Origin of the sequence: Micromonospora sp. NPDC000663, from assembly GCF_042898105.1 — a bacterium.
Classification (GTDB): Bacteria; Actinomycetota; Actinomycetes; order Mycobacteriales; family Micromonosporaceae; genus Micromonospora.
This window is the reverse complement of the sequence record NZ_JBIAYR010000001.1, coordinates 1,439,347-1,459,924: the sequence shown is the minus strand read 5'-3', so window position 1 is coordinate 1,459,924 and position 20,578 is coordinate 1,439,347. Positions and strand designations below refer to the sequence as shown.

The 20,578-nt window shown below is 70.4% G+C and carries 19 protein-coding genes and 1 pseudogene; 11 read left to right on the top strand and 9 right to left on the bottom strand.

Annotation, left to right across the window (positions count from 1 at the left end; translation table 11 throughout):
- Window positions 1-5: 5 nt before the first annotated feature.
- A complete protein-coding gene (locus ACFY1S_RS07000; protein WP_387113602.1) occupies window positions 6-728 on the bottom strand; it encodes an alpha/beta hydrolase in 723 nt (240 codons plus the stop codon).
- Window positions 729-862: 134 nt separating this feature from the next.
- Between ACFY1S_RS07000 and ACFY1S_RS06995 the strand changes: the two genes are divergently transcribed.
- Together ACFY1S_RS06995 and ACFY1S_RS06990 are read left to right on the top strand one after the other, a co-directional pair.
- Window positions 863-1,852: a helix-turn-helix transcriptional regulator gene (locus ACFY1S_RS06995; RefSeq protein WP_387113600.1), complete on the top strand. Its 990-nt coding sequence runs from the start codon at window positions 863-865 to the stop codon at window positions 1,850-1,852.
- A gap of 369 nt (window positions 1,853-2,221) precedes the next feature.
- Window positions 2,222-2,875 (top strand): class I SAM-dependent methyltransferase, encoded by a 654-nt coding sequence (locus ACFY1S_RS06990; RefSeq protein ID WP_387113598.1) that lies wholly within the window; start codon window positions 2,222-2,224, stop codon window positions 2,873-2,875.
- A 6-nt stretch (window positions 2,876-2,881) separates the two neighbouring features.
- Here ACFY1S_RS06990 and ACFY1S_RS06985 read toward each other — a convergent pair whose 3' ends face one another.
- Complete coding sequence (locus tag ACFY1S_RS06985; protein ID WP_387113596.1) at window positions 2,882-3,412, bottom strand: adenylate kinase; 531 nt, start codon at window positions 3,410-3,412, stop codon at window positions 2,882-2,884.
- 164 nt (window positions 3,413-3,576) lie between these two features.
- On the opposite strand from ACFY1S_RS06985, the gene ACFY1S_RS06980 reads away from it, so the two are divergent.
- The 6 genes from ACFY1S_RS06980 to ACFY1S_RS06955 all read left to right on the top strand — a co-directional run bounded on the left by ACFY1S_RS06980 (window position 3,577) and on the right by ACFY1S_RS06955 (window position 11,418).
- Window positions 3,577-4,743, top strand: a complete 1,167-nt coding sequence (locus ACFY1S_RS06980; RefSeq protein ID WP_387113594.1) for an RNA ligase RtcB family protein — start codon at window positions 3,577-3,579, stop codon at window positions 4,741-4,743.
- Window positions 4,740-5,360: a peptide chain release factor H gene (gene prfH / locus ACFY1S_RS06975; protein ID WP_387113592.1), complete on the top strand. Its 621-nt coding sequence runs from the start codon at window positions 4,740-4,742 to the stop codon at window positions 5,358-5,360. Before ACFY1S_RS06980 ends, prfH begins: the two co-directional genes overlap by 4 nt.
- A gap of 237 nt (window positions 5,361-5,597) precedes the next feature.
- Window positions 5,598-6,419, top strand: coding sequence for a PIG-L family deacetylase (locus tag ACFY1S_RS06970; protein ID WP_387113590.1), 822 nt, complete (start codon window positions 5,598-5,600; stop codon window positions 6,417-6,419).
- A gap of 66 nt (window positions 6,420-6,485) precedes the next feature.
- Window positions 6,486-7,799 carry a serine hydrolase domain-containing protein gene (locus ACFY1S_RS06965; RefSeq protein WP_387113588.1) on the top strand — a complete coding sequence of 438 codons (1,314 nt, stop codon included), beginning with the start codon at window positions 6,486-6,488 and terminating at the stop codon, window positions 7,797-7,799.
- A 207-nt stretch (window positions 7,800-8,006) separates the two neighbouring features.
- Window positions 8,007-10,880 carry a glycosyl hydrolase gene (locus tag ACFY1S_RS06960; RefSeq protein WP_387113586.1) on the top strand — a complete coding sequence of 958 codons (2,874 nt, stop codon included), beginning with the start codon at window positions 8,007-8,009 and terminating at the stop codon, window positions 10,878-10,880.
- Between the two features lie 199 nt (window positions 10,881-11,079).
- Window positions 11,080-11,418 (top strand): DUF6223 family protein, encoded by a 339-nt coding sequence (locus ACFY1S_RS06955; protein ID WP_387113584.1) that lies wholly within the window; start codon window positions 11,080-11,082, stop codon window positions 11,416-11,418.
- Window positions 11,419-11,436: 18 nt separating this feature from the next.
- Here ACFY1S_RS06955 and ACFY1S_RS06950 read toward each other — a convergent pair whose 3' ends face one another.
- A complete protein-coding gene (locus ACFY1S_RS06950) occupies window positions 11,437-12,105 on the bottom strand; it encodes a response regulator (RefSeq protein ID WP_387113582.1) in 669 nt (222 codons plus the stop codon).
- Window positions 12,102-13,244, bottom strand: a complete 1,143-nt coding sequence (locus ACFY1S_RS06945; RefSeq protein WP_387113580.1) for a sensor histidine kinase — start codon at window positions 13,242-13,244, stop codon at window positions 12,102-12,104. The genes ACFY1S_RS06950 and ACFY1S_RS06945 overlap by 4 nt, the downstream gene beginning before the upstream one ends.
- 107 nt (window positions 13,245-13,351) lie before the next feature.
- Here ACFY1S_RS06945 and ACFY1S_RS06940 point away from each other — a divergent pair, with 107 nt between their 5' ends.
- Both ACFY1S_RS06940 and ACFY1S_RS06935 read left to right on the top strand, forming a co-directional pair.
- Window positions 13,352-14,860 (top strand): hypothetical protein, encoded by a 1,509-nt coding sequence (locus ACFY1S_RS06940; RefSeq protein ID WP_387113578.1) that lies wholly within the window; start codon window positions 13,352-13,354, stop codon window positions 14,858-14,860.
- A gap of 267 nt (window positions 14,861-15,127) precedes the next feature.
- On the top strand, window positions 15,128-15,577 hold the full coding sequence (locus ACFY1S_RS06935; RefSeq protein ID WP_387113576.1) for an iron chaperone: 450 nt from the start codon (window positions 15,128-15,130) through the stop codon (window positions 15,575-15,577).
- A 74-nt stretch (window positions 15,578-15,651) separates the two neighbouring features.
- On the opposite strand, the pseudogene ACFY1S_RS06930 reads toward ACFY1S_RS06935, so the two are convergent.
- Window positions 15,652-15,912: pseudogene (locus ACFY1S_RS06930) on the bottom strand (arabinofuranosidase catalytic domain-containing protein); the annotation flags it as partial.
- A gap of 130 nt (window positions 15,913-16,042) precedes the next feature.
- Between ACFY1S_RS06930 and ACFY1S_RS06925 the strand changes: the two are divergent.
- Window positions 16,043-16,756, top strand: a complete 714-nt coding sequence (locus ACFY1S_RS06925; protein ID WP_387113574.1) for a hypothetical protein — start codon at window positions 16,043-16,045, stop codon at window positions 16,754-16,756.
- A gap of 19 nt (window positions 16,757-16,775) precedes the next feature.
- On the opposite strand, the gene ACFY1S_RS06920 is transcribed toward ACFY1S_RS06925, so the two are convergent.
- The 4 genes from ACFY1S_RS06920 to ACFY1S_RS06905 form a co-directional block, all read right to left on the bottom strand.
- Window positions 16,776-17,363: a WHG domain-containing protein gene (locus ACFY1S_RS06920; RefSeq protein ID WP_387113572.1), complete on the bottom strand. Its 588-nt coding sequence runs from the start codon at window positions 17,361-17,363 to the stop codon at window positions 16,776-16,778.
- Window positions 17,356-18,189: an alpha/beta fold hydrolase gene (locus tag ACFY1S_RS06915; RefSeq protein WP_387113570.1), complete on the bottom strand. Its 834-nt coding sequence runs from the start codon at window positions 18,187-18,189 to the stop codon at window positions 17,356-17,358. Before ACFY1S_RS06915 ends, ACFY1S_RS06920 begins: the two co-directional genes overlap by 8 nt.
- Before the next feature lie 86 nt (window positions 18,190-18,275).
- Window positions 18,276-18,635, bottom strand: a complete 360-nt coding sequence (locus ACFY1S_RS06910) for a VOC family protein (protein WP_387113568.1) — start codon at window positions 18,633-18,635, stop codon at window positions 18,276-18,278.
- A 158-nt stretch (window positions 18,636-18,793) separates the two neighbouring features.
- Window positions 18,794-20,320, bottom strand: coding sequence for a non-reducing end alpha-L-arabinofuranosidase family hydrolase (locus ACFY1S_RS06905; RefSeq protein ID WP_387113566.1), 1,527 nt, complete (start codon window positions 20,318-20,320; stop codon window positions 18,794-18,796).
- Window positions 20,321-20,578 lie beyond the last annotated feature (258 nt).

The following is a 20,578-nucleotide window of genomic DNA, read 5'->3' as shown; positions in this document are numbered from 1 at the left end:
CGTAATCAGTTTCCCGGCGTCACGGTGGCCTTTAGGAGGGCTCCGGCCAGCTCATCCGGATGGGTCAGCAGGGCCTCGTGCGTGCCGGGCACCATCACCGGCTCCACGCCGAGCCGGGATGCCAACTCGGAACCCGGGGCGGCCAGCGCAATGTCACGTTCGGCCAGCAGGTAGGTCATCGGCACGCCCAGCGTACGAAGGTCTTCGCCCTCCCACGCATCGAGAACGTAGCCGCCGGGATGAGGCGTCAACTGCTCGAAAACCATCCTCTGCAACACCGCCGGCTCGTCCTGCATGAGCCGTGTGCTCAACGTTTCGAAATCGAGGTCGATCGTGCCACCAGGGGAAGCCTCTGCGGTTGCCCGTATCCAGGCAGCCGTCTGCGGGCCCAGGGCCGAAGCCATCGACTCGCCTGAGCGCGGAATGAACGCGCTGAAGAACGCAAGATGCGTCAGCCGTTCCCGCAAGCGTGAGGCGGCGCCGCTGATCGGTACGCCGGCGAAACTGTGCCCGACCAGAACGACGTCGTGCAGGTCCCGGCGTTCGACCTCGTCAACGACGTACTTCACCGCGTCCGCCAGCTGCAATCCGGTGGTGTCATCGCCGAGCGTAAGCCCGGGCAGGGTGAGGGCGTAGGCGGCATGACCCGCATCACGCACCCGCCGACCCACAGGATTCCAGCACCACCCGCCATGGTTGACTCCGGGAACAAAAACAAAGTTCGACAAGGCCGATTTCCATTCGCTCGCGTAGGACGAAAATTCAAAACCCGACTCTAGAAGCCAGCGTGGCCTTCGGGCTTGTATCCGTACGACTCGACTTTGTATCGTCGCGTCAGGATCCGAGAGGACCTCGAACCAACATGCCGAACAGCAGCGGGGCGTTCATGTTGAACGCGGAGGGCGCCCAAGGCGGCCAGAAGGGTTTCGATGCGTATCTGGAGGCCTACGCGAACGAACTGGGGGAACCTTTCCGCCACCCCACGTACTCGGCGTCCACAGCCCGGGAGTTCACCGGGACTTTCCAGAACGTCGCGCTCGACGGCATCGTCATCGCCACTTATCAGGCGGAATCACGTATCCGGACCGCTGAGGTCGGCGCCCTCGAACAGGACCAGATCCGCCTGTACGCCGTTCACCGGGGTGCGCTGCTTCTGAACGACCCGACCGGGCGCGGTGACGTGCGACTTACACCGGGACGCTACTTCCTGGGCCACATCACGCAGGACCATCACTTCGACACCACCTCGCCCATCGCTGCCCTCGCCCTGCTTCTCCCCGGCCACCTCCTCCGCCGGCTACTGGCCGGCAAACCCACGATGGGCGCGACGAGCATGGCGCCGCTGCGTCTGCTGGTGGCCCACGCAGAGACGATCCGGCAGAACCTTCCCCATCTCGGCCCGCGCGGACGAGAGGGCGCCGCCTCAGCGCTCGTCGAACTCTTGAAAGGCGTGGTTTTCAGCGAGTTCGACCAGCAGGAATCGGCCTTCGTCCCCGCTCTGGTCCGAGCCTCCCGGGAATTATCGGAGGAACTCCTGGAGTCGGAGCATCTGACCCCGGAACTCATTGCCGCCTGCCTGCACGTTTCGGTACGAACATTGCAGCGTTCGTTCGCCACCACCGATGAGCCGCTGAGCGCATACATTCGCCGCCGCCGCTTGGAGGAGGCCACCCGCTTGCTGCTCGCCACTCCTTCGACGACGATCTCGGAGGCGGCAGCCCGCTGGCACTTCACCGACAGCAGCCATTTCGTCCGTACCTTCAAGAAGCAGTACGGCTGCACCCCGTCGGACTACCTCCACCGGCGTCGCAGTCCCGGCGAAGCAAGACCCTGGCAAGTAAGACCCTGGTAAATAAGGGGTTCAGGTGCGCTGATGGGGCGAGGATCGCCCATTCGGCGTCGCTGGTGTCGGACGGGTAGTGCCGTGGCCGGGCGCTGCGCAGGTGCTCGGCGAGAGTGGCCGGGATCATCGATGTGGCAATCCCGGTGACAAGGTATACAGACCGGGTTGGGCCTTCGGGGTTCGAGCTGCTGGCTAGTCACCGTTGCTCGTACCGAAGGCCCTTCCTCTTGTCACGCCGCCACGCTGAAGGCGAGCCTGGCTATCGATCTCCACCCCGCAAACGACCACCCGAACCCCTTATATACCAGGGTCTAAGCCGGAAAGCGTGCGCCCGTGCGCGACAATCGCCGGAGTTCACCACCACCGCTGGAGGTCGGCATGGCCACGGTTTCCCACCCGGTGTTCGCCCGGGTCTACCAGCGGCTCAGCGTCGCCATGGACCGCGCCGGAACCGCGGAGCACAGGCGGGAGCTGGTCGCCGGCCTGACCGGCCGGGTGATCGAGATCGGTGCGGGCAACGGCCTGATGTTCCCCCACTACCCGCCCACGGTGACCGGGGTCCTCGCCGTCGAACCGGAGCCACGTCTGCGCGCGGCGGCGCTGCGGGCGGCGGCGACGGCGCCCGTTCCGGTCACGGTCGTCGACGGTCTGGCCGAGGCGTTGCCCGCGGGGGACGGCGAGTTCGACGCGGCGGTCGTCGCGTTGGTGTTGTGCACCGTGCCCGATCAGGCCGTCGCGCTCGCCGAGGTCGCCCGGGTGCTGCGCCCCGGCGGTGAGGTGCGGTTCCTCGAGCACGTCGCCGCCGAGGAATCCGGCCGCCTGCGGCGCGTGCAGCGGCTGCTCGACGCGACGGTGTGGCCGACGCTCTTCGCCGGCTGCCACACCTCCCGGGACACCGTCGCCGCCATCGGGGCACACGGGTTCGTCATCGAGGAGCTGCTGGAGTTCCGCTTCCCGGCGACGAGCAACGGCCCGTCCTCGCCCTGCGTCCGGGGACGGGCCGTGCGACAGGCGACGACGAACCCCGGCTGAGCCGGATCACCGGTGGGGCAGGGCGGCCAGCCAGTCGTCGAGAGCCGACGGTGAGTCGAACAGCAGCACCTGGGGCACGGACGGGTCATCCCGCCAGGCGCGCATCCGTCGCCTCGCCCGACCGAACGCGGCGACGTGCCAGATCAGGATCGAGTCGTGCGACAGCACGCTGCCCAGCGACTCACGGTTGCCGTTGCAGATCACCTCGCGCGTCACCAGGCGCCGGGCGGTACGGCGCAGCAGCTGCCAGAACGAACGCCACCGCGGGTAGTCCAGGCCGATGACCAGGTCGGCGCGGGCCAACGGTACGTCCCGCCAGCCGTGGTACGCCCCGTCGATGATCCAACGGTCCCGTCGGCAGATCTCCTCGATCCGGCTGCGCTGCTGCGCGACAGGCACCTCGACCCAGCCCGGCTGCCACAGCAGGTCGTCGACCGGATACCAGGGCACCGTGAGGTGCTCTGCCAGGCGCGCGGCGAGGGTGGACTTGCCGGCGCCGTACACGCCGTAGACCAGGATGCGTCGCGGTGCGCTCATCGCGGCAGCGTAAGCCGCGAGGAAAACTCGCTTGCCGGGTGCTCGCGGATTCCGCGAGAGTGACACCCATGACGTACTGACGGACACACCCCCGCTCGCGCCCCCGGTGACGACTCCCGGGCCGCGCCGCCGTCCGTCCGTCTCTTCAGAACAGTGAGCACCCCTTGTCCCAGGTGTACTCCCGCACGCCCGCCACCGTCACCGTCTTCGCCTCGCCCGCGAGCTGGATCGAGTCCGACGCGCTCGCACAGTGTCAGCAGGTCGCCGCCCTCGACGGCATGGTCCACGTCGCCGCGATGCCGGACCTGCACCCCGGCAAGGGCGCCCCGATCGGCGCCGCCATGGCGTCGACGGTGCTGTACCCACATCTGGTGGGCTCCGACATCGGATGCGGCATCGCCGTGTTCCCCATCCGGCTCAGGCGTGCCGTACCCGAACGCCTCGCCACCCGGTTCCCCGACCTCGACCGCGCGCTGGACCCGAGGCGCGACGCCGACGATCCGGCCTGGGCCGTCGTACCGGCGGAGATCCCCGCGGGCCACCTCGACGGGCTGGGTACGGTCGGCCGGGGCAACCACTTCGTCGAACTGGCACGCGTCGACACAGTCCTCGACGCGGGGCACGCGCGCCGTCTCGGGCTCGACACCGGCGCGCTCGTGCTTATCGTCCACAGTGGCTCACGGGGGTTGGGCGAACGGATCCTGCGGGCGCACACCGAGGTCCACGGCGCCGGCCGGGCCGTCGACCCCGAGGCCTACCTGGCGCTGCACGACGCCGCCGTACGGTGGGGCTCGCTCAACCGTCGGGTCCTCGCGGCGCGGGTCGCGTACGCGCTGGGAGCCGAGCCGACCGAACCGATCGTCGACCAGTGCCACAACCTGGTCGAGGTTCGCGACGGGGTCTACCTGCACCGCAAGGGCGCGGCGCCGGGCGACGGCCGGGACGTGCTCATCGCCGGTACGCGGGGCACCACCTCCTGCCTCGTGGCGGCCCACGCCGGGGCGGACGCCAACCACTCGGTGGCGCACGGCGCGGGTCGCAAGATGTCGCGCGCCGACGCCCTGCGCCGCGGCCGGGCGAAGCACACGGTGGAGGAACTGCGTCGTACGCCGGTGGGCTCGGTCGTGGTCTGCGGCGACCGGCAGCTGCTGTTCGAGGAGGCGCCGACGGCGTACAAACGCATCGAGCAGGTGATCGCGGACCTCGTCGCGCACGATCTGGCCACGCCGGTGGTCGACACGACGCCCCTGGTGACGTACAAGACGCCGGACCTCGGGGCGGCGTCGCGCACCGGACGGCGGGAGCGGCGGCACGGGCGGGGCCGGTCGTGAGCACGTACCTGCTGCTGTCCGCCGGTCGTGGCCCCCAGGAGTGCGCCTGGGCGGTGGGCCGGCTGCTGCACCGCCTCACCTCTGACGCCGGCCGTCAGGGGTTGACGGTCCAGCAGGTCCGGGCCGTGCCGGGTGAGCGGCCCGGCACCTACCGGTCGGTGCTGATCCGCATCACCGGCGGGGACGCGGAGGCGTTCGCCGCCTCGTGGACCGGCACCCTGTGCTGGCAGGCACCCAGCCCGTACCGAGCGGGCGCCGGCCGGAAGAACTGGTACGTCACGGCGCGGCGACCCCACGGCGACGCCCCGTCCACGCCGTTCGCGGAGTCGGACGTCGAGATCGTCGGCTGCCGGACCGGCGGGCCGGGCGGTCAGCACCGGAACAAGGCCAGCACGGCGGTACGGGCGACCCACCGGCCGTCGGGCATCGTCGTGGTGGTGGACACGGAGCGGCAGTTCACCCTCAACCGCCGCATCGCGTTGCGCCTACTGCGTCAGCGCGTCGAGGAGGGTGATGACGCCGCACGGCGCGCGGTGCGTACCGCCCGCTGGCGCGTGCACGACGAGCTGGTCCGCGGCGACCCGGTCCGCGTGGAACGTCCGAGGGCTCAGCGTTGAGCGCAGACGTGGAGCACCGCTTCGGCGAAGGCGCGGGGTGCCTCCTGGGGCAGGTTGTGCCCGTGCCGCCGCGCTGCGGTCGAAGGTCGCGTCGTCGAACGGCCACTTCGGTGACGCGGTGTGCCAGATCAACCGGGCGAAGTCGCGCCGGTTCTGGTCGTAGCCCCGGCGGCCGCGCTCAGTGGCGCCGTGGCGCGGGTCACCACCGATCCCCGCCGGTCCTCGTAGGCTGACTGCATGGTTGAACGAACCCTGACCCTGATGGCGGTGCACGCCCACCCCGACGACGAGGCGACAAGCACCGGCGGCGTCCTGGCCCGCTACGCGGCTGAGGGGGTCACGACCGTGCTCGTGACCTGCACCGACGGGCGGTGCGGTGACGGTCCGGGCGGGGTCAAACCCGGCGACCCGGGGCACGACCCGGCGTCCGTCGTGGCGATGCGCCAGGCCGAGCTGGAGGCCAGCTGCGCGGCGCTGAAGGTCACCCACCTGGAGACCCTCGGGTACGCCGACTCCGGGATGATGGGGTGGCCGACCAACGACCTCCCCGGCTCGTTCTGGACCACTCCGGTGGACGAGGCGGCGGACCGGTTGGCGGAGCTGATCCGGCGGTACCGCCCGGACGTCGTGGTCACCTACGACGAGAACGGCTTCTACGGCCACCCGGACCACATCCAGGCGCACCGGATCACGATGGCGGCCGTCGCGAAGACCGACATCCCCGCGAAGGTGTACTGGACCACGGTGCCGCGTACGGCCTTCGCGGAGTTCGGCAAGATCATGCAGGAGATGGGCGTCGAGTGGGCCGAGCCGGACGAGCCACAGCCGCAGCTGGGCCTGCCCGACGAGGAGATCTCCACCTGGGTGGACACCCGGGCGTACGGCGGGCAGAAGTTCGACGCCCTGGCCACGCACGCCAGCCAGACCGAGAACATCTTCTTCCTCCAGCTGGGCCGGGAGCGGTTCACCGAGCTGATGGGCATGGAGACGTTCGTCCGGGTCCGGGACACCACCGACGCGCCGCTGCCGGAGGACGATCTGTTCGCCGGTCTCCGCTGACCTCGTCCGGCAGTCGTGGCGTGTCGACTGCTGCCGACACGCCCGGCCGGCTGGAATGATCCACCCGTGCGCCTCAATCGTCGTTCGCTGCTCGGCCTCGGCCTGACCGCCGCCGCGGCACTCACCGGTCGCCAGCCGACCCACCCGGCGGAACAGACGGGTGCTCGGCCGGCCGCGTCCGTGGCCGCCGGTCATGGCGGTGCCACCATTCCCCTGGGCCCGGCGGCGACGACGCTCGGCAAACGGCTGACCCGCCTGCTCACCGAACACCTGGAACCCACAGCCGACAATCCCGCGCACCCGTCGTACGCGGGCGCGGTGGCGCTGGTCAGCACGGACGGGCAGACGAGCGCGCGGGTCACCGTGGGTGAGGCCCTGCGTTTCGACGCGGGACCGGTGCTCCTGCCGGCGGCGCAGCGTGTCCGGATGCGTCCAGACTCGATCTTCGACCTGGCGTCGATCACGAAGGTCTACACCGCGATCCTCGTGCTGCAGCAGGTGGAGAGGGGTCGCCTCGACCTGGACGCGCCTGTGGTGCGCTATCTGCCGGACTTCACAGGCACCGGCAAGTCGGCGGTCACCGTGGCGATGCTGCTGGCGCACACGAGCGGCCTGCCGGTCGGCGCCAGCGGCACCAGCTCGGGCACCCTGGACGCGAGGTGGAGGGCTGTGCTCGCCACTCCGCTGGTCGCGGGCGCCGTGCCGGGGAGCGTGTTCCGGTACTCGAGCGTCGGTCTGATGGTCGCCGGGAAGCTCGTCGAGAAGGTCACCGGCCAGACGCTCGACCAGGCACTGAAGACCAACCTGACCGACCCAATCGGTCTACTGTGGACCGGCTTCACCCCGGACACCTGGATCAGCAGCGCCGAACGCGCGGCCCGGATGGTCGCCACCGACGCCCGATCCTCGCGCGGGCTGCTGCGCGGGGTCGTCCACGACGACGTCGCCAACCACCTCGGCGGCGTCGCCGGGCACGCGGGCGTCTTCAGCACCGCGCAGGAGGTCGCCGTCATCGGTCGGCTCCTGCTCGACGGCGGCGTGTACGGCGGGCAACGGCTCCTGGCCGAGAGCACCGTACGGCTGATGCTGACCAACGCCAACGCAGGCCTGCCCGCGGTCGACGCCGAGCGTCCGGGTCGCACCAGTGACCACGGCCTCGGCGTGGTGCTCAACCAACCCTGGTTCATGGGCCGGATCAGCCGTCCGACCGCCTTCGGGCACACCGGCTTCACAGGCACCTCCCTGGTGGTCGACCCCTACCGCAGGCTCGTGCTCGTCCTTCTCACCAACCGGGCCCACCCCAACTGGAGTTGGGCGGACCCGGACCCGGTCCGGGTCGCCGTGGCGAACGAGTGGGCCCGCTGGTACGACCTGAGCTGACGGCCGCGCGTCGGGCCCAGGGATCGGGCCGGCCCCGCCGGCGGCAAATCGCGACATCAGCACGCAACCAGCCGGACACATTGACGAGAATCTCGGCGTTCGATTACCGTGCCCGGTGAGAGAGCGCTCTCTCAGCAGACCTTCTCCTCAATTAAGACGAAGGCGTCGGGCCGGCCCCCACCGGCACCGACGCGCGATGGAGGCACCATGAAACCTCCCGTCCCCCACCGCCGATGGATCCTGGCCGTCACGACAGCCCTGGCGCTTGTCGTCGGCGGCCTGGCCATCCCCGTCACCGGCCCCGCAGCGGCCGCAACCGTCGGCGCCGGCAGCTACACCACCACCCCTGTCGGGCCGCTGCCCACGGGGTGCGGACCGATGTCCACAAACCCCCGGCAGTTCGTCACCGCCAACGCCCCCACCGGCGCGGTACCCACCAACGACTGGTGGTCCTCGCTGCTGTTCAAGCGCACCGACTGCTCCTTCAGCGAGCCCCTGCACGCCCACCCGATCTCGTACGACACCTACACCGACGGCCTCGGCTTCTCCGCCAACTCCACACCCGCCATCAGCGGCACCGCGACAGGCGTCGGGGAATTCCACTACCCGTACGTCCAGGACATCCGGGTGGGCCTGGCCGGCCTCGGCGCACCAGTGGTCAAGGTCGACGGCTGGACCGACTGGACCGTCAGCCCGTACTGGAGTGACGGCACGCGCACCATGCGCGCCACCATCGGCCACGGGCTGCCCTTCGCGTACTTCCAGACCACCGGCGGGAACGCGCAGATCAGCACCGCCGGCACCCCCGAGGTCTGGTCCAACAGTGGCGCGACAATCGGCTTCCGGGTCAACGGCCACGACTACGTCGGGTACGCCCCCAGCGGCGCGAGCTGGACCGTGGCGTCCGGTCGGATCACGTCCACCCTGAACGGCCGGGGTTACTTCTCCGTCGCTCTCCTGCCGCCGACGTCGAGCGCGAGCGAACGCGCCGACCTGGCCGCCACCTACGGCCGGTACGCGCACGCCCACGTCACCGGCACCCAGGTGTCGTACGCCTACGACCCGGCGACCAGCGGCCTGACCACCACGTACGCGTTCACCACCACCGCCCGGGAGGGCACCGCGACGCAGACGGTGGTCAGCCTCTACCCGCACCAGTGGAAGTCGCTGAGCGGGTCCACCGCGATCACGCCCACCTACCCGTCGGCGCGCGGCCGGATGAAGGTGCTCACAGGCGTCAACCAGTTCCGTACCGCCATGAAGTACCAGGGTGTCCTGCCGGAGCTGCCCGCCGTCGGCGACGGCAGCGGAAGCGACCTGGCGACGCTCACCAGCCAACTGGCCGCCGTGCGCGCAAACCCGATGGACCAGCGCGGCGGCGACACGTACTGGACCGGCAAGGGCCTCGGCCGGGCCGCCCGGATCGCCGAGATCGCCGACCTGGTCAACGACACCACGACGCGCGACAGCGCGCTGAACGCCATCCGCAGCACGCTCACCGACTGGTTCACCGCGTCCAGCGGCAAGACCAGCCGGGTCTTCTACTACGACAACAACTGGGGCACCCTGATCGGCTACCCGGCGTCGTACGGCTCCGACCAGGAACTCAACGACCACCACTTCCACTACGGCTACTACATCGCCGCCGCCGCGACACTTGCCAAATTCGACCCGTCGTGGGCCAGCACCAGCCGCTACGGCGGCATGGTGGACCTCTTGATCCGCGACGCCAACAACTACCGGCGCGACGACACCCGCTTTCCCTACCTGCGGGACTTCGACATCTACGCCGGGCACGACTGGGCGTCCGGGCACGGCTCGTTCGGTTCGGGCAACAACCAGGAGTCCTCGTCCGAGGGGATGAACTTCGCCAACGCCCTGATCCAGTGGGGGCAGGTCACCGGCAACACGGCCGTCCGTGACGCGGGTGTCTTCCTCTACACCACGCAGGCCGCCGCCATCCAGGAGTACTGGTTCGACGTCAGCGACCAGAACTTCCCCGCCGCCTTCGGGCACTCCACTGTCGGCATGGTCTGGGGCGACGGCGGCGCGTACGCCACCTGGTTCAGTGCCGACCCGGAGATGATCCAGGGCATCAACCTGCTGCCCGTCACCGGTGGACACCTCTACCTCGGCAACAACCCGGCGTACGTGCGCACCAACTACGCCGAACTGGTCCGCAACAACGGCGGACAACCCACGGTGTGGCAGGACATCCTCTGGCAGTTCCAGGCGCTCGGCGATCCCGACGCGGCACTGGCGAACCTGCGGGCGAACCCCGGCTACACCCCGGAGGAGGGCGAGAGCAGGGCGCACACCTTCCACTGGATCCGCAACCTCGCGGCGCTGGGCACAGTCGACACGACGGTCACCGGCAACCATCCGCTGTCGGCGGTCTTCTCGCGCAACGGGGCGCGTACCTACGTGGCGTCGAACCCGACCGCGTCACCTGTCACTGTGACGTTCTCCAACGGCACCACGCTCACCGTCGGCGCCGGCAGGACGGCCACCACCGGGGCGTACACCTGGAGTGGCGGCAACGCGGCCGGCGGCGTGTCCCCGACGCCCACCGATCCCCCGCCGACGACGCCGCCACCGACCACGCCGCCGCCGACGGGCAGCCCGACGCGGTACCTGCTGCCCGGTGGTGGTCTGGGCGCCGCCGGTGGCGCGGCCACGACCGCTGTCGCGGCCGCCAACGGAAACCACGACGGTACGCCGACGAACGCCCAGGTGTTCACGGCGACCGGGCTCACCCTCGCCTACTCGGGCGCGCAGACCGCGTTCGACCTGTTCGTCGATGCCGGTACGGCGGTCGGCAACGGCGTGCAGGTGCGGGTCTCCTACGACCTGACCGGCAACGGCAGTTGGGAACGGGTCGAGACGTGGCGGTACTTCGCCACCGACCCGGTCTCCGGCTACGAGCACTACACCCAGGCCGCCGGCCTCGCCTCGGCCACCGGAACGTTCGGCGCGCTGACCAACGGCACGGTCCGGGTGGAGGTCTGGTCGGCGATCGGCAGCAACCCCAGCACTGTGGGCATCGGCAACCAGTCGGTGCTGCGGCTCCCGTACTCCTGAGCGTCGCGTCAGCGCCGCCGCCTGCCGGTTCTTCGGCAGGCGGCGGCGTTGGCGTGTGCGGGTCGCAACCGGGGTGGTGCGTCGTGTCGCGCCAGTACACCCGTGGTGGTAGGCCCATCGACAACTCCGGCCTGACGACCGGTGACCCTGCGGCTCCATACGCTGCAACGGCATCCACTCGTGAGCGAAGGGAACCGCCATGTACGACATTCACCTGCTCGCCGCCAGCGTCACCACGATGAGCGCCGGTCGGCTCGGCGCCTCCGTGGCCGCTGTGCTGGGGCTGATCGGCGTGGTGATCGGGGGTCTCGCGTTGGCCCGCCCCGCCACCGGTGCCGGAAACGCGCGGCTCCGGCCGGCCGTGGCCGTGACGGCCGGGCTGATCGGTGTCGTCCTCGGCGGCATCGTCGTGGCCACCTCCGACAGTGGCATCGGCACCGGCAACGGACGTGGCGGCGCCTACGTGGCTCTGGTGGTCGGCCTCGTCAGCATCGTTCTCGGCGGGTTGGCGCTGGCCCGCTCCCGGCGTGCCGGCTGAACGGGACCGGCGGCCGGGTCACGGGCGGTCGCGGGCGAGCCATCCGGGGACCGTCAGACCGGACTCGTAGGCGAGGATGACCACCTGGGCCCGGTCCCGGACCCCCGCCTTGGTCATGATCCGGCTGACGTGCGTCTTGGCGGTGGCCGGGCTCAACACCAGTCGCGCCGCGATCTCGTCGTTGGACAGCCCGGCCGCGACAAGCGCCATCACCTCGCGTTCCCGGTCGGTGAGCGCGTTCAGCCGTGGGCCCGGGTCCGGATGCCGGGCCCGGGCGGCGAACTCGGAGATCAGCCGGCGCGTGATCGACGGCGCGATCAGCGCGTCACCACGGGCCACCACCCGCACGCCGTGGATCAGTTCGGCGGGCTCGGTGTCCTTGACCAGGAAACCGCTGGCACCGGCCCGCAGCGCGCCGTACACGTAGTCGTCCAGGTCGAACGTGGTCAGGATGATCACCCGGATCTCGGAGCGCTCGGTGATCTCGCGGGTCGCCGCCAGGCCGTCCAGCCCGGGCATCCGGATGTCCATCAGGACGACGTCCGGCCGCGACAGGCGGGCGAGACGCACCGCCTCGGCGCCGTCGGCGGCCTCACCGACCACCTCGATGCCGTCCTCGCCCTCCAGGATGGACCGGAAGCCGGCACGGACCAGGGTCTGGTCGTCGGCGAGCAGCACCCGGATCACGCCGACGCTCCCGCCGGCACATCGCCTGGTCGCAGCGGGAGGCGGGCCCGCACCCGGAAGCCGCCGTCCGGCCCCGGGCGCGCGGTGAGCGAACCGCCGAGCGACCGCGCACGCTCACCCATGCCGATGATGCCGTTGCCGGGCGGCCCGGCTGACCCGCTGCCGTCGTCGTCGACCTCGACCAGCACGTCGTCCCCCTGGGGCCGCACCCGGACCACGGCGGCGGTCGCGCCCGCGTGCCGGGCCACGTTGGTGAGCGCTTCCTGGACGATCCGGTACACCGCCAGGTCGACCTCCGGCGGCAACGGCCGGGTCTCGGTCACGTCTACACGGATCGCCAACCCGGACCCTCCGGCCACATGCACCAGCTCGTCGAGACGGTTCAGGCCGGGTGCCGCGGCGGGTGTCCCGCTCTCCTGCCGCAGGACGTCCAACGTCGCGCGCAACTCGCGAAGCGTGTCCCTGCTCGTCTGCTTGATCGCGGTGAGGGCCTGCACGGACCGGGTGGGATCCGGGCGGTGCAGCGCGGCGCTGGCCTGCACGTTGATCAGCGAGAGGTGGTGGCCGAGCGCGTCGTGCAGTTCACGGGCGATGCGCAAGCGTTCCTCGGTGGCCCGCCGACGGGCCTCCTCCCGCATGGTCTGCTCCGCTTCGAGCACCCGGGCCCGCGCCTCCGCGACGTACGCCCGGCGGTTGCGGGTCACGCCGACGATGACCGCGACGAGCCAGCCGGCGTGCAGCAGCGTCGCACCGTTGGAGTCGGGCCCCACACGGTTGCCGCCGTCCGCCACGGCGAAGGCGACCACCGAGGCGACCCCGAGCCCGATCGCCACCGCGAGGTGGCCCTCGTCGACGACCGTGTAGAGCGCCACGACGAAGACCAGCATGACCGGCCCCGGCCGGTGCAGCAGTGCCCCGTACGCGCCGACGGCCACAAGCGCCACCACGCCCACCCACACCGGGTGACGGCGGCGCACGTACAGCGCCCCGGAGGAGGCCAGCACCACCAGCAGGGCCACCCGGTCGGCGGCGGAGTCGACGCCCTCGGACTGCACCACGAGGCCGACGAGCGCGACCAGGCCGACCACGAACACCACTGACACGTTCGTCGCCCGGCCCTGCCATGGCCAGCTGGACATAGGCCGAAGCCTACGTCCAGCGAGGGCGGTCCGTCGTCCCGACGCCCCCCACGCACAGGTCACGGAGGCTAGGATCTCCCCCGTTCATCAACGGGGGAGGAACATCAGTGAGTCGTTCACGTCTACTGCGGGTCGCCGCGTGGTTCGGCGCCTGCGCCATCGGGGTGCTCGGCGCCAACGCCGTGGCGCCGCCGTCCGCGGTCGCGCTGCCCAAGGGCACGCAGCTCCGCCTCGACCACACCGCTCTGGTGCCCGGCTCGTTCGGCAAGACCCAGTCCGTCTACCTCTACAACTACGACACCGACTTCGCGCTCAACGACGTCACGGTCACCATCGACACCTCGAAGCTCGCCGGTGTCGCCACGGCCGCGCTCACGTTCGAGGGCCTCGACCCGTGCAAGCAGTCGGGCACCACGATCACCTGCACGTTCGACACTCTCGCCTCGGAGAACCTGTTCGCGGGCATCACCACGCTCACCTTCCGGCCGCTGGCGGCGGCGAAGGTCGGCGACGAGGGTGAGGTGAGCGTCAAGGTGGCCAGCCGCGACCAGACGTACACCAGGACGTCGACGGTGACCGTCAGCGAGAAGGTCGCCCTGGAGGTCGGGCCGATCATCAGCAAGAAGGCCAAGCCGGGCGACGTCTTCACCAACCCGCTCACGGTGCGCAACGCCGGCGACAACGCGATCACCGGCGTCGACCTGTTCTTCTACTACGAGGCCATGTTCACGGTGCCGAAGCGCTACGACAACTGCGAGTACGGCAGCTTCGCCGCGTACTGCCACTTCGACGCCACGCTGGCCCCCCGTCAGGAGTACCGGCTGTCCGAGGATCTGCCGTTGCAGCTTCGGCCGCAGGTGCCGGCGCCGGGTGTCGCCGGGGCCGGGTTCACCTGGTCGACTCCGGTCGACGGGCGGGACAACCTCGACATGGTCCGGGCCACCAAGCCGACCCGCGGCACGCAGGGCACCCTCGGCCTGGTCCGCAAGACCGAAGGTCTGCGCGCCCAGGGCGCCCAGACCGAGGATTCGGTCTTCCTGGACTCGCAGCACGTGATCCTCACCGTCGAGGGCACCAACCGTTCCGACGTGAGCGCCGTCGGCGGGCAGGTCCGCGCCAGTGTCGGCGCCACGGTCACCGCGAAGGTGGGTGTCAAGAACCTCGGTCCCGCGTACGCCTCCGGGATCAGCGAGCCGGCCGCGACCGTGACCGTCGTACCGCCGAAGGGCACCACCGTCACGGCGGTGCCGGACGGCTGCGCGAAGGCGGACGCCGGCTACGTCTGCCGGACGGCCGTCCACCCGCTCGACGTGGGCGAGGCGGTCACCTGGAACTTCGGGCTGCGGGTCGACACGGCCGGGGAGCTGACCGGCACCGTCACGGCGAAGTCCTCGACCCCTGACGTCACGTCCGACAACGACGTCGCCGCACTTGTCGTCAACCCTGCCGGTGGCGGTGCCGGTGGCGGTGCCGGTGGCGGAGATGCCGGCGACGGACCATCGCTGCCGATCACCGGCCAGTCCAGCCTGGCGCTGGGCGGCGGGGTCGCCCTGCTGGCCGCGGGCGCCGTCCTGTTCCTGATGGGGCGCCGCCGCCGTACCCGCTTCGTCTCATGACCCGGCGAAGCCGCCGGTAGGACAACCGCACAAGCCCTGGTCGGACACGTTCCGACCGGGGCTTGTGCGTGTCCGGCGGACACCGGTCCGACGGTGTGCCGCCCAGTCGGGTACGGACGGCCCGGTCATGTGGCGCGGTCACGGAGGCACGTCACGCCGCACCAGTCATCGATCAGGAATCAAGAAGCGTCCGCGGGTCGCCGAGCCTAGCCTTTTACCAGGTAGACGGCAGCACGCCGAGCCTCACCAGAGAGAGGGAGCCCGCGAATGTCCGCGAAGACGTCCACGACCCCATCCGACGGCTTCACCGCTGAGGAACGCGCCGCGATGAAGGAGCGCGCCGCCGAGCTGCGTGCCGAGGGCCGCAAGGGCGCGAAGCGGGCCGACGGCCTCCAGGCGGTCCTCGACCGGATCGCGCAGATGGAGCCGGAGGACCGCGCGCTCGCCGAGCGGGTGCACGTGACGGTGACCGCGACCGCACCGGACCTGGCACCGAAGACCTGGTACGGGATGCCCGCGTACGCGAACGAGGACGGCAAGATCGTCGTCTTCTTCCAGGACTCCGCCAAGTTCAACTACAGGTACTCGACACTGGGTTTCCAGGACACGGCCAACCTCGACGACGGTGACCTGTGGCCTGTGGCGTACGCGCTGCGCGCGTGGAGCCCCGAGGTGGAGAAGCGGGTCGTCGAGTTGGTGAAGGCGGCGGTCTCCTGACCGGCCGCGCGGGTGCGCCGGCCATCATCGAGTGGTGACCGGCGCACGGGTGTGCCGCGCGCTTCCCGTACAGGTCAGCGGTAGCCAGCGGTGACCACGTTGGCCTGCACCGCGTTCTCGGTGGCATCGCTGGGACAGCCGGCGACCATTGCCCCCTCGTAGAAGGTGCCGTCGCTGAGGTTCGCGCCGCCGTCGGGCTTGCAGCAGTCCCCGCCGCTGCCCAGGATGATGGCGCCCTGCTTCTTCATCAGGGTGCCGCCCGTACCCGTGAGCCCGATGTTGCGTGTCGTGTTGTCCGACGAGCGCCGGACCTGGTACAGGTTGCCGGCGTACGCCTCGTAGAGAGCCCAGGAGGGTGGCCCGCCTGCCGATGACCGTGGCCGGTCGCCACCCCTTCAGCACCGGGCGGGGTCCGACGCACTAGCATTGCCGCGGTCCGGGACGGCTCTGCTGAAACGAGGCGAGATGGGTTGGCTCCAGCGGTTGCTGGGTGGCGGGCGGGTCCAGCTCGATCCGCAGCGGCAGCAGGCGCTGCTGCGGGACGTCCGGCAGAGGTACGGCGCCCACGCGCGGATCCCGTTCGCCCAGCAGGTCGAGGCGGTCACCGGAGTCCTCGACGGCGATGACGGCCTGGTGGTGGCGGCGGGGATCGTGAGCCAGGTCGCCGACGAGGCCCACGCCGACCTGCAGGCCCAGGCCCAGGACTACCACCGACGGACGGGTCGACGGCTGCTGGTGAACCGCCGCAACTACCGGCCACTGTGGAAGGAGGTCGGTCCGGCGCTGCGGTGGCCCCTGTTCGCGCTGCCGTGCGGCTACCACCCGTACGCCCAGCTGGCCGCCGCTGTCTCCGTGGTCGGCGGCCAGGCGCGCCGTCTCGAGCGGGTGACCGATCCGGTCCCGGTCGTGACCCGCGTGTTCGAGGTGCTGGACCTCACCACCGCCGGCTGGGAGTACGGCCGGGTACGGGTGGACACCGACGCCGCCGCCCTGGTCGATCGACTGATCTCGAGCGCCGCGCAGGTCCTCGCCGCCATGGACGATCCGCCCCGACTGCCCCCCGCGGTCCGTGAGCTGATGCGCCGCAACAACACGGTCGGCGTGCACGATCCGGCCGGGCCCCGGGCGGTGGGCGCGATCAACCTGGGCGCACGGCTGCGGGAGCAACTGCTGGTCTGACGGCGGCGGGGAGCGGCGGTCAGGCCTCCCCTTCGCCGTCACCGGCCCGGTCGGCTCCCAGGCCGCTGATCAGAGTCTCGACGAGGAACCGGTAGCTGCGGTCGACGTCGCGGGGCAGCCCGAAGCCGCCGGCGCTCTCCAGGCTGGCGAAGCCGTGCAGCGCCGAGCGCAGCGCGCGGGCGGCGTCGATGGCATCGGCGCCCGGCGACCCGAAGCCGGCCAGGACGTCGAGCAGGATCCGCAGGGCCTCGTCGCCGGCGCGGCGGTCCTCCTCGTCATCGAGGTCGGGCGCGCGGACGGTGGCGGCGTAGCGGCCCGGATGGTCGAGAACCCAGCGGCGGTAGGCGTCGGCGAACGCGCGGACGGCGTCCGGGCCGGATCTGCCGACGGTCGCCCGGACCAGCGTGTCACCGAGTTCGCGGCGGGCCTGGATGGAGATGCCCCGACGCAGCGCCTCCAGCGAGTCGACGTGTTTGTAGAGCGACGGTGTCCGGACGCCGACCCGTTCGGCCACCAGACCCATCGACAGGTTGGCGAAGCCGACCTCGTCGGCGAGCGCGGCCCCGGCAGCGACGACCGCCGCCGGGGCGAGGCCGGCCCTAGGCATGGGCGTTCGCGCGCAGGAAGGTCAGCACCAGCGCGGTCACCTCGTCGGGGTACTGCGCGTGCGGGTAGTGGCCGGCGCCCTCGATGGTGTCGAGCCGGCCCAGACCTGCCGGGAGCGCGGCCACGATCGCCTCGCCCTCGGCGCGCGGGTCGGCCCAGTCCGGGTCGAGCGTGCCCTCGACGATGAGCACGGGGCAGCGGACGTTCGCCAGCTGCGCCCCGGCGTCGACAGGCGCCGACTGGCCCATCTTCTGCAGGGCCTTCATCCGGCCGGGCTCGCGCATCATGGCGTCGACGCGGGCCATCCGGGCGGTCCAGTCGGCAGGCTTCCTGCCCGGGTACGCGACCTCGAGGTAGCTGCGCCAGAGCGGCACGCTGCCCAGCAGGCCGGCCCCGAGCAGTCGGATCATGCCCCTGCGGTAACGGCCGACCCGCAGGTCGCCCAGCCTGATCGACTGCTTGCGGGTGAACGGCGCCAACTCGACGATGCCGGTGACCAGGTCGGGCGCCTGGGCGGCGGCGATGGTGGCGGCCCCACCCGAGATCGAGTGACCGACAAGCACGGCCGGGCCGCCGAGGTGCCTGATCACCGCGAGCAGGTCGCCCGCGATGTCGGTGCGGCTGTACGACGGCCATCCCACGCTCGACTCGCCGCAGCCCCGCAGGTCGACCGCGGCCACCCGGTAGCCGGCGGCCGCCAGGCGTGGGGCGACGAAACGGTACGCCTCGCGGCTGTCCCCTATGCCGTGGGCGAGGACGACGAGTGGTCCGTCGCCTGTCACCTCGTACGCGATGGTGCCGCCGTCGACGGTCAGGTGTTCGGTCATCAGCTCTCCCCGGTTAGCTATGTGCGTTAGCTTTAAGCTAATACGATTAGCCGACAGCGTCAAGGTGACGCCTGACGCACCGACGGTCAGGTGTCGGCCTCGAGGGCGAAGGTGTTGCCGTCCGGGTCCTGGAACCAGGCGATACGTCCACCTCCAGCGCGCGGGGTGATTCCCCGGGCGTCGTGGTCGAACTGCTCGTAGCGGACGAACTCGACACCGGCCGAGCTGAGCTCGTCGACGATCCGGTCGAGGTCGTCGACGTACCACGTCGCCAGCGTGGCCTGGGTCTTCCCGGCGGTCACCGACTGGTAGACGTTCAGCGCCGGCCCGCCACCGGAGCCGTAGATCCGGCTGCCGCCGGCGATTGTGGCGCTGGGACCGGACCGCAGCACCGGCAGGCCCAGCTTGCCTTCGTAGAAGGCGACAGCCGTCTGGATGTCGGACACGGCGATCGACGCTCTGAGGTGGTACGCGCTCAATGGCATGTCCCACTCTGGCACGCGGGGGCGTCGGGTCGACGTCGTTCAGGCGGCGGCCCAGCACCACCTCTCGCACGGCAGGGCGGGCACGGCCTGTTGGCCGTGCCCGCCCGTGTGTCGTGTGGTCAGCGTTGCAGGGTCAGGAGGCCGGGTCGGTAGGGCAGGAGGCCGTAGTCCCCGCCGGAGCTGGGCGAGCGGCCCTGGTAGAGCAGTTGCAGGTTGCACGGGTCGACGGTGAACGTCTGGTCCGCGCTGGTGCGCAGCAGTTCCCCGTGGCTGATGTCGTTGGTCCAGGTCGCCCCGCTGTTGGCCTTACCGGCGAACGGGTTGCTCTCGGTGGCGGCCTGCGGCGTCCACGACCCCGACAGGCTCGTCGCGGTGAAGGACCGGAAGTAGCGGCCCTGCGAGCCGATCGCCTCGACGATCATCAGGTACCGGTCCTGGCCCTGGAGCTTGTACACCTGCGGGGCCTCGAACAGGTTGTTCGTGGTGTCACTCATGATCGTGGTGTACGACGAGCCGAAACTGCCCGGGAAGTTCCCGATCGGCATACTCGCCCGGTAGATCTTGCCGTTGTCACCGGCGAAGAACAGGTACATCGTCGTGCTGTCCGCGATCAACGTCTGATCGATCGGGCCGGTGCCCGAGCCGGTGATGCTGCCGGTGAACAGGGTCTGCGCCGCCGACCAGCCGTTCGGGTTCGTCGGATCGGTCGAGGTGCGGTACGAGAACGCGGTGCCGCCCCACTGGTACGCCAGGACCCAGATGTTCTTCGGCGCGAAGTAGAACAACGTCGGCGCGACGGTGGCCGAGTTCATCGTGTTCTGACTCGCCGAACCCATCTCCGAGAAGTTCGAGAACAGACTGAAGTTCATCGACCCCCACCGCGTACCGGTGTCATGGGTCGTGGCGTACACGAGGTGCCGACCGTTGTACGGCGCCACAGTGAAGTCCTTCAACGACACCCACCCCGACTTCGGGTTCGCCAACACCCCCGAGGACGACCACCGGTACGACGACGGCAGACTGCACGTACCCGTCGGCGGCGGCGTGGTCGGGTTGCCCCCACCGTCGACACGGACGAGCTGCCACTGCTGGTTGCTGCCGTTCCAGTCGTCGTACTGCACCACGTTGCCTCCGTCGGCGGTCGAGGCGCCCTGCACCTCCACCACCTTGTTGCTGTTCCGGTTGATCAGCCGGATGTAGCCGCTGTCGGAGTCGGCCAGCCGGAACTGCTGGTTCGTCCCGTTGCCGTCGCTCCACTGCACGATGTTGGCGCCGTTGGCGGTGGAGAAGTTGTAGACGTCCAGCACCTTGCCGGACAGCCGCGACTTCAACCGGTAGTAGCCGCCGCCCGAGTCCACGAACTGCCACTGCTGCTGGTTGCCGTTGTTCCGCGTCCACTGCGTGATCCGGGCGCCGTCGTTGGTGGCCAGGTTGTACACGTCCAGGGCCTTGCCGCTGTTGCGGTTGACCAGCACGTACCAGGCGCTGGTGTCGACAGTCGCCGCGGCGGCGGGCGATGTCACCGCCACGGCGGCGGCGCCACCGGCGACCACCGCCGCGACGCCGGCGGTGACGAGTCGCAGCAACCATCCTCGCCGCCGCCGTGACGGCGATACGATCGATGGAGACCTATCAAGGGCAGACATGGTCCTCCTCCAGTAACCAGGAGCCGAACGGTTCACCCGAGCTGGGCGCACCGCGACGCACGGCCTGGCGCATGCCACAAGATTGTTTGCGTTAACACTGTTCCGGCATGTCCTGACGCACGTGTGATTCGAGGTCGACGCAGCAGGCTCGCCCGGTAAGCCTCGGGTGCCGTCGTCCTTGTCCATCGACTGTGAGCGATAACATGCTGTTCGTCAAGTCGTAATCCCCAGGGAACACAACCCCGTCGCGCAAGCCGA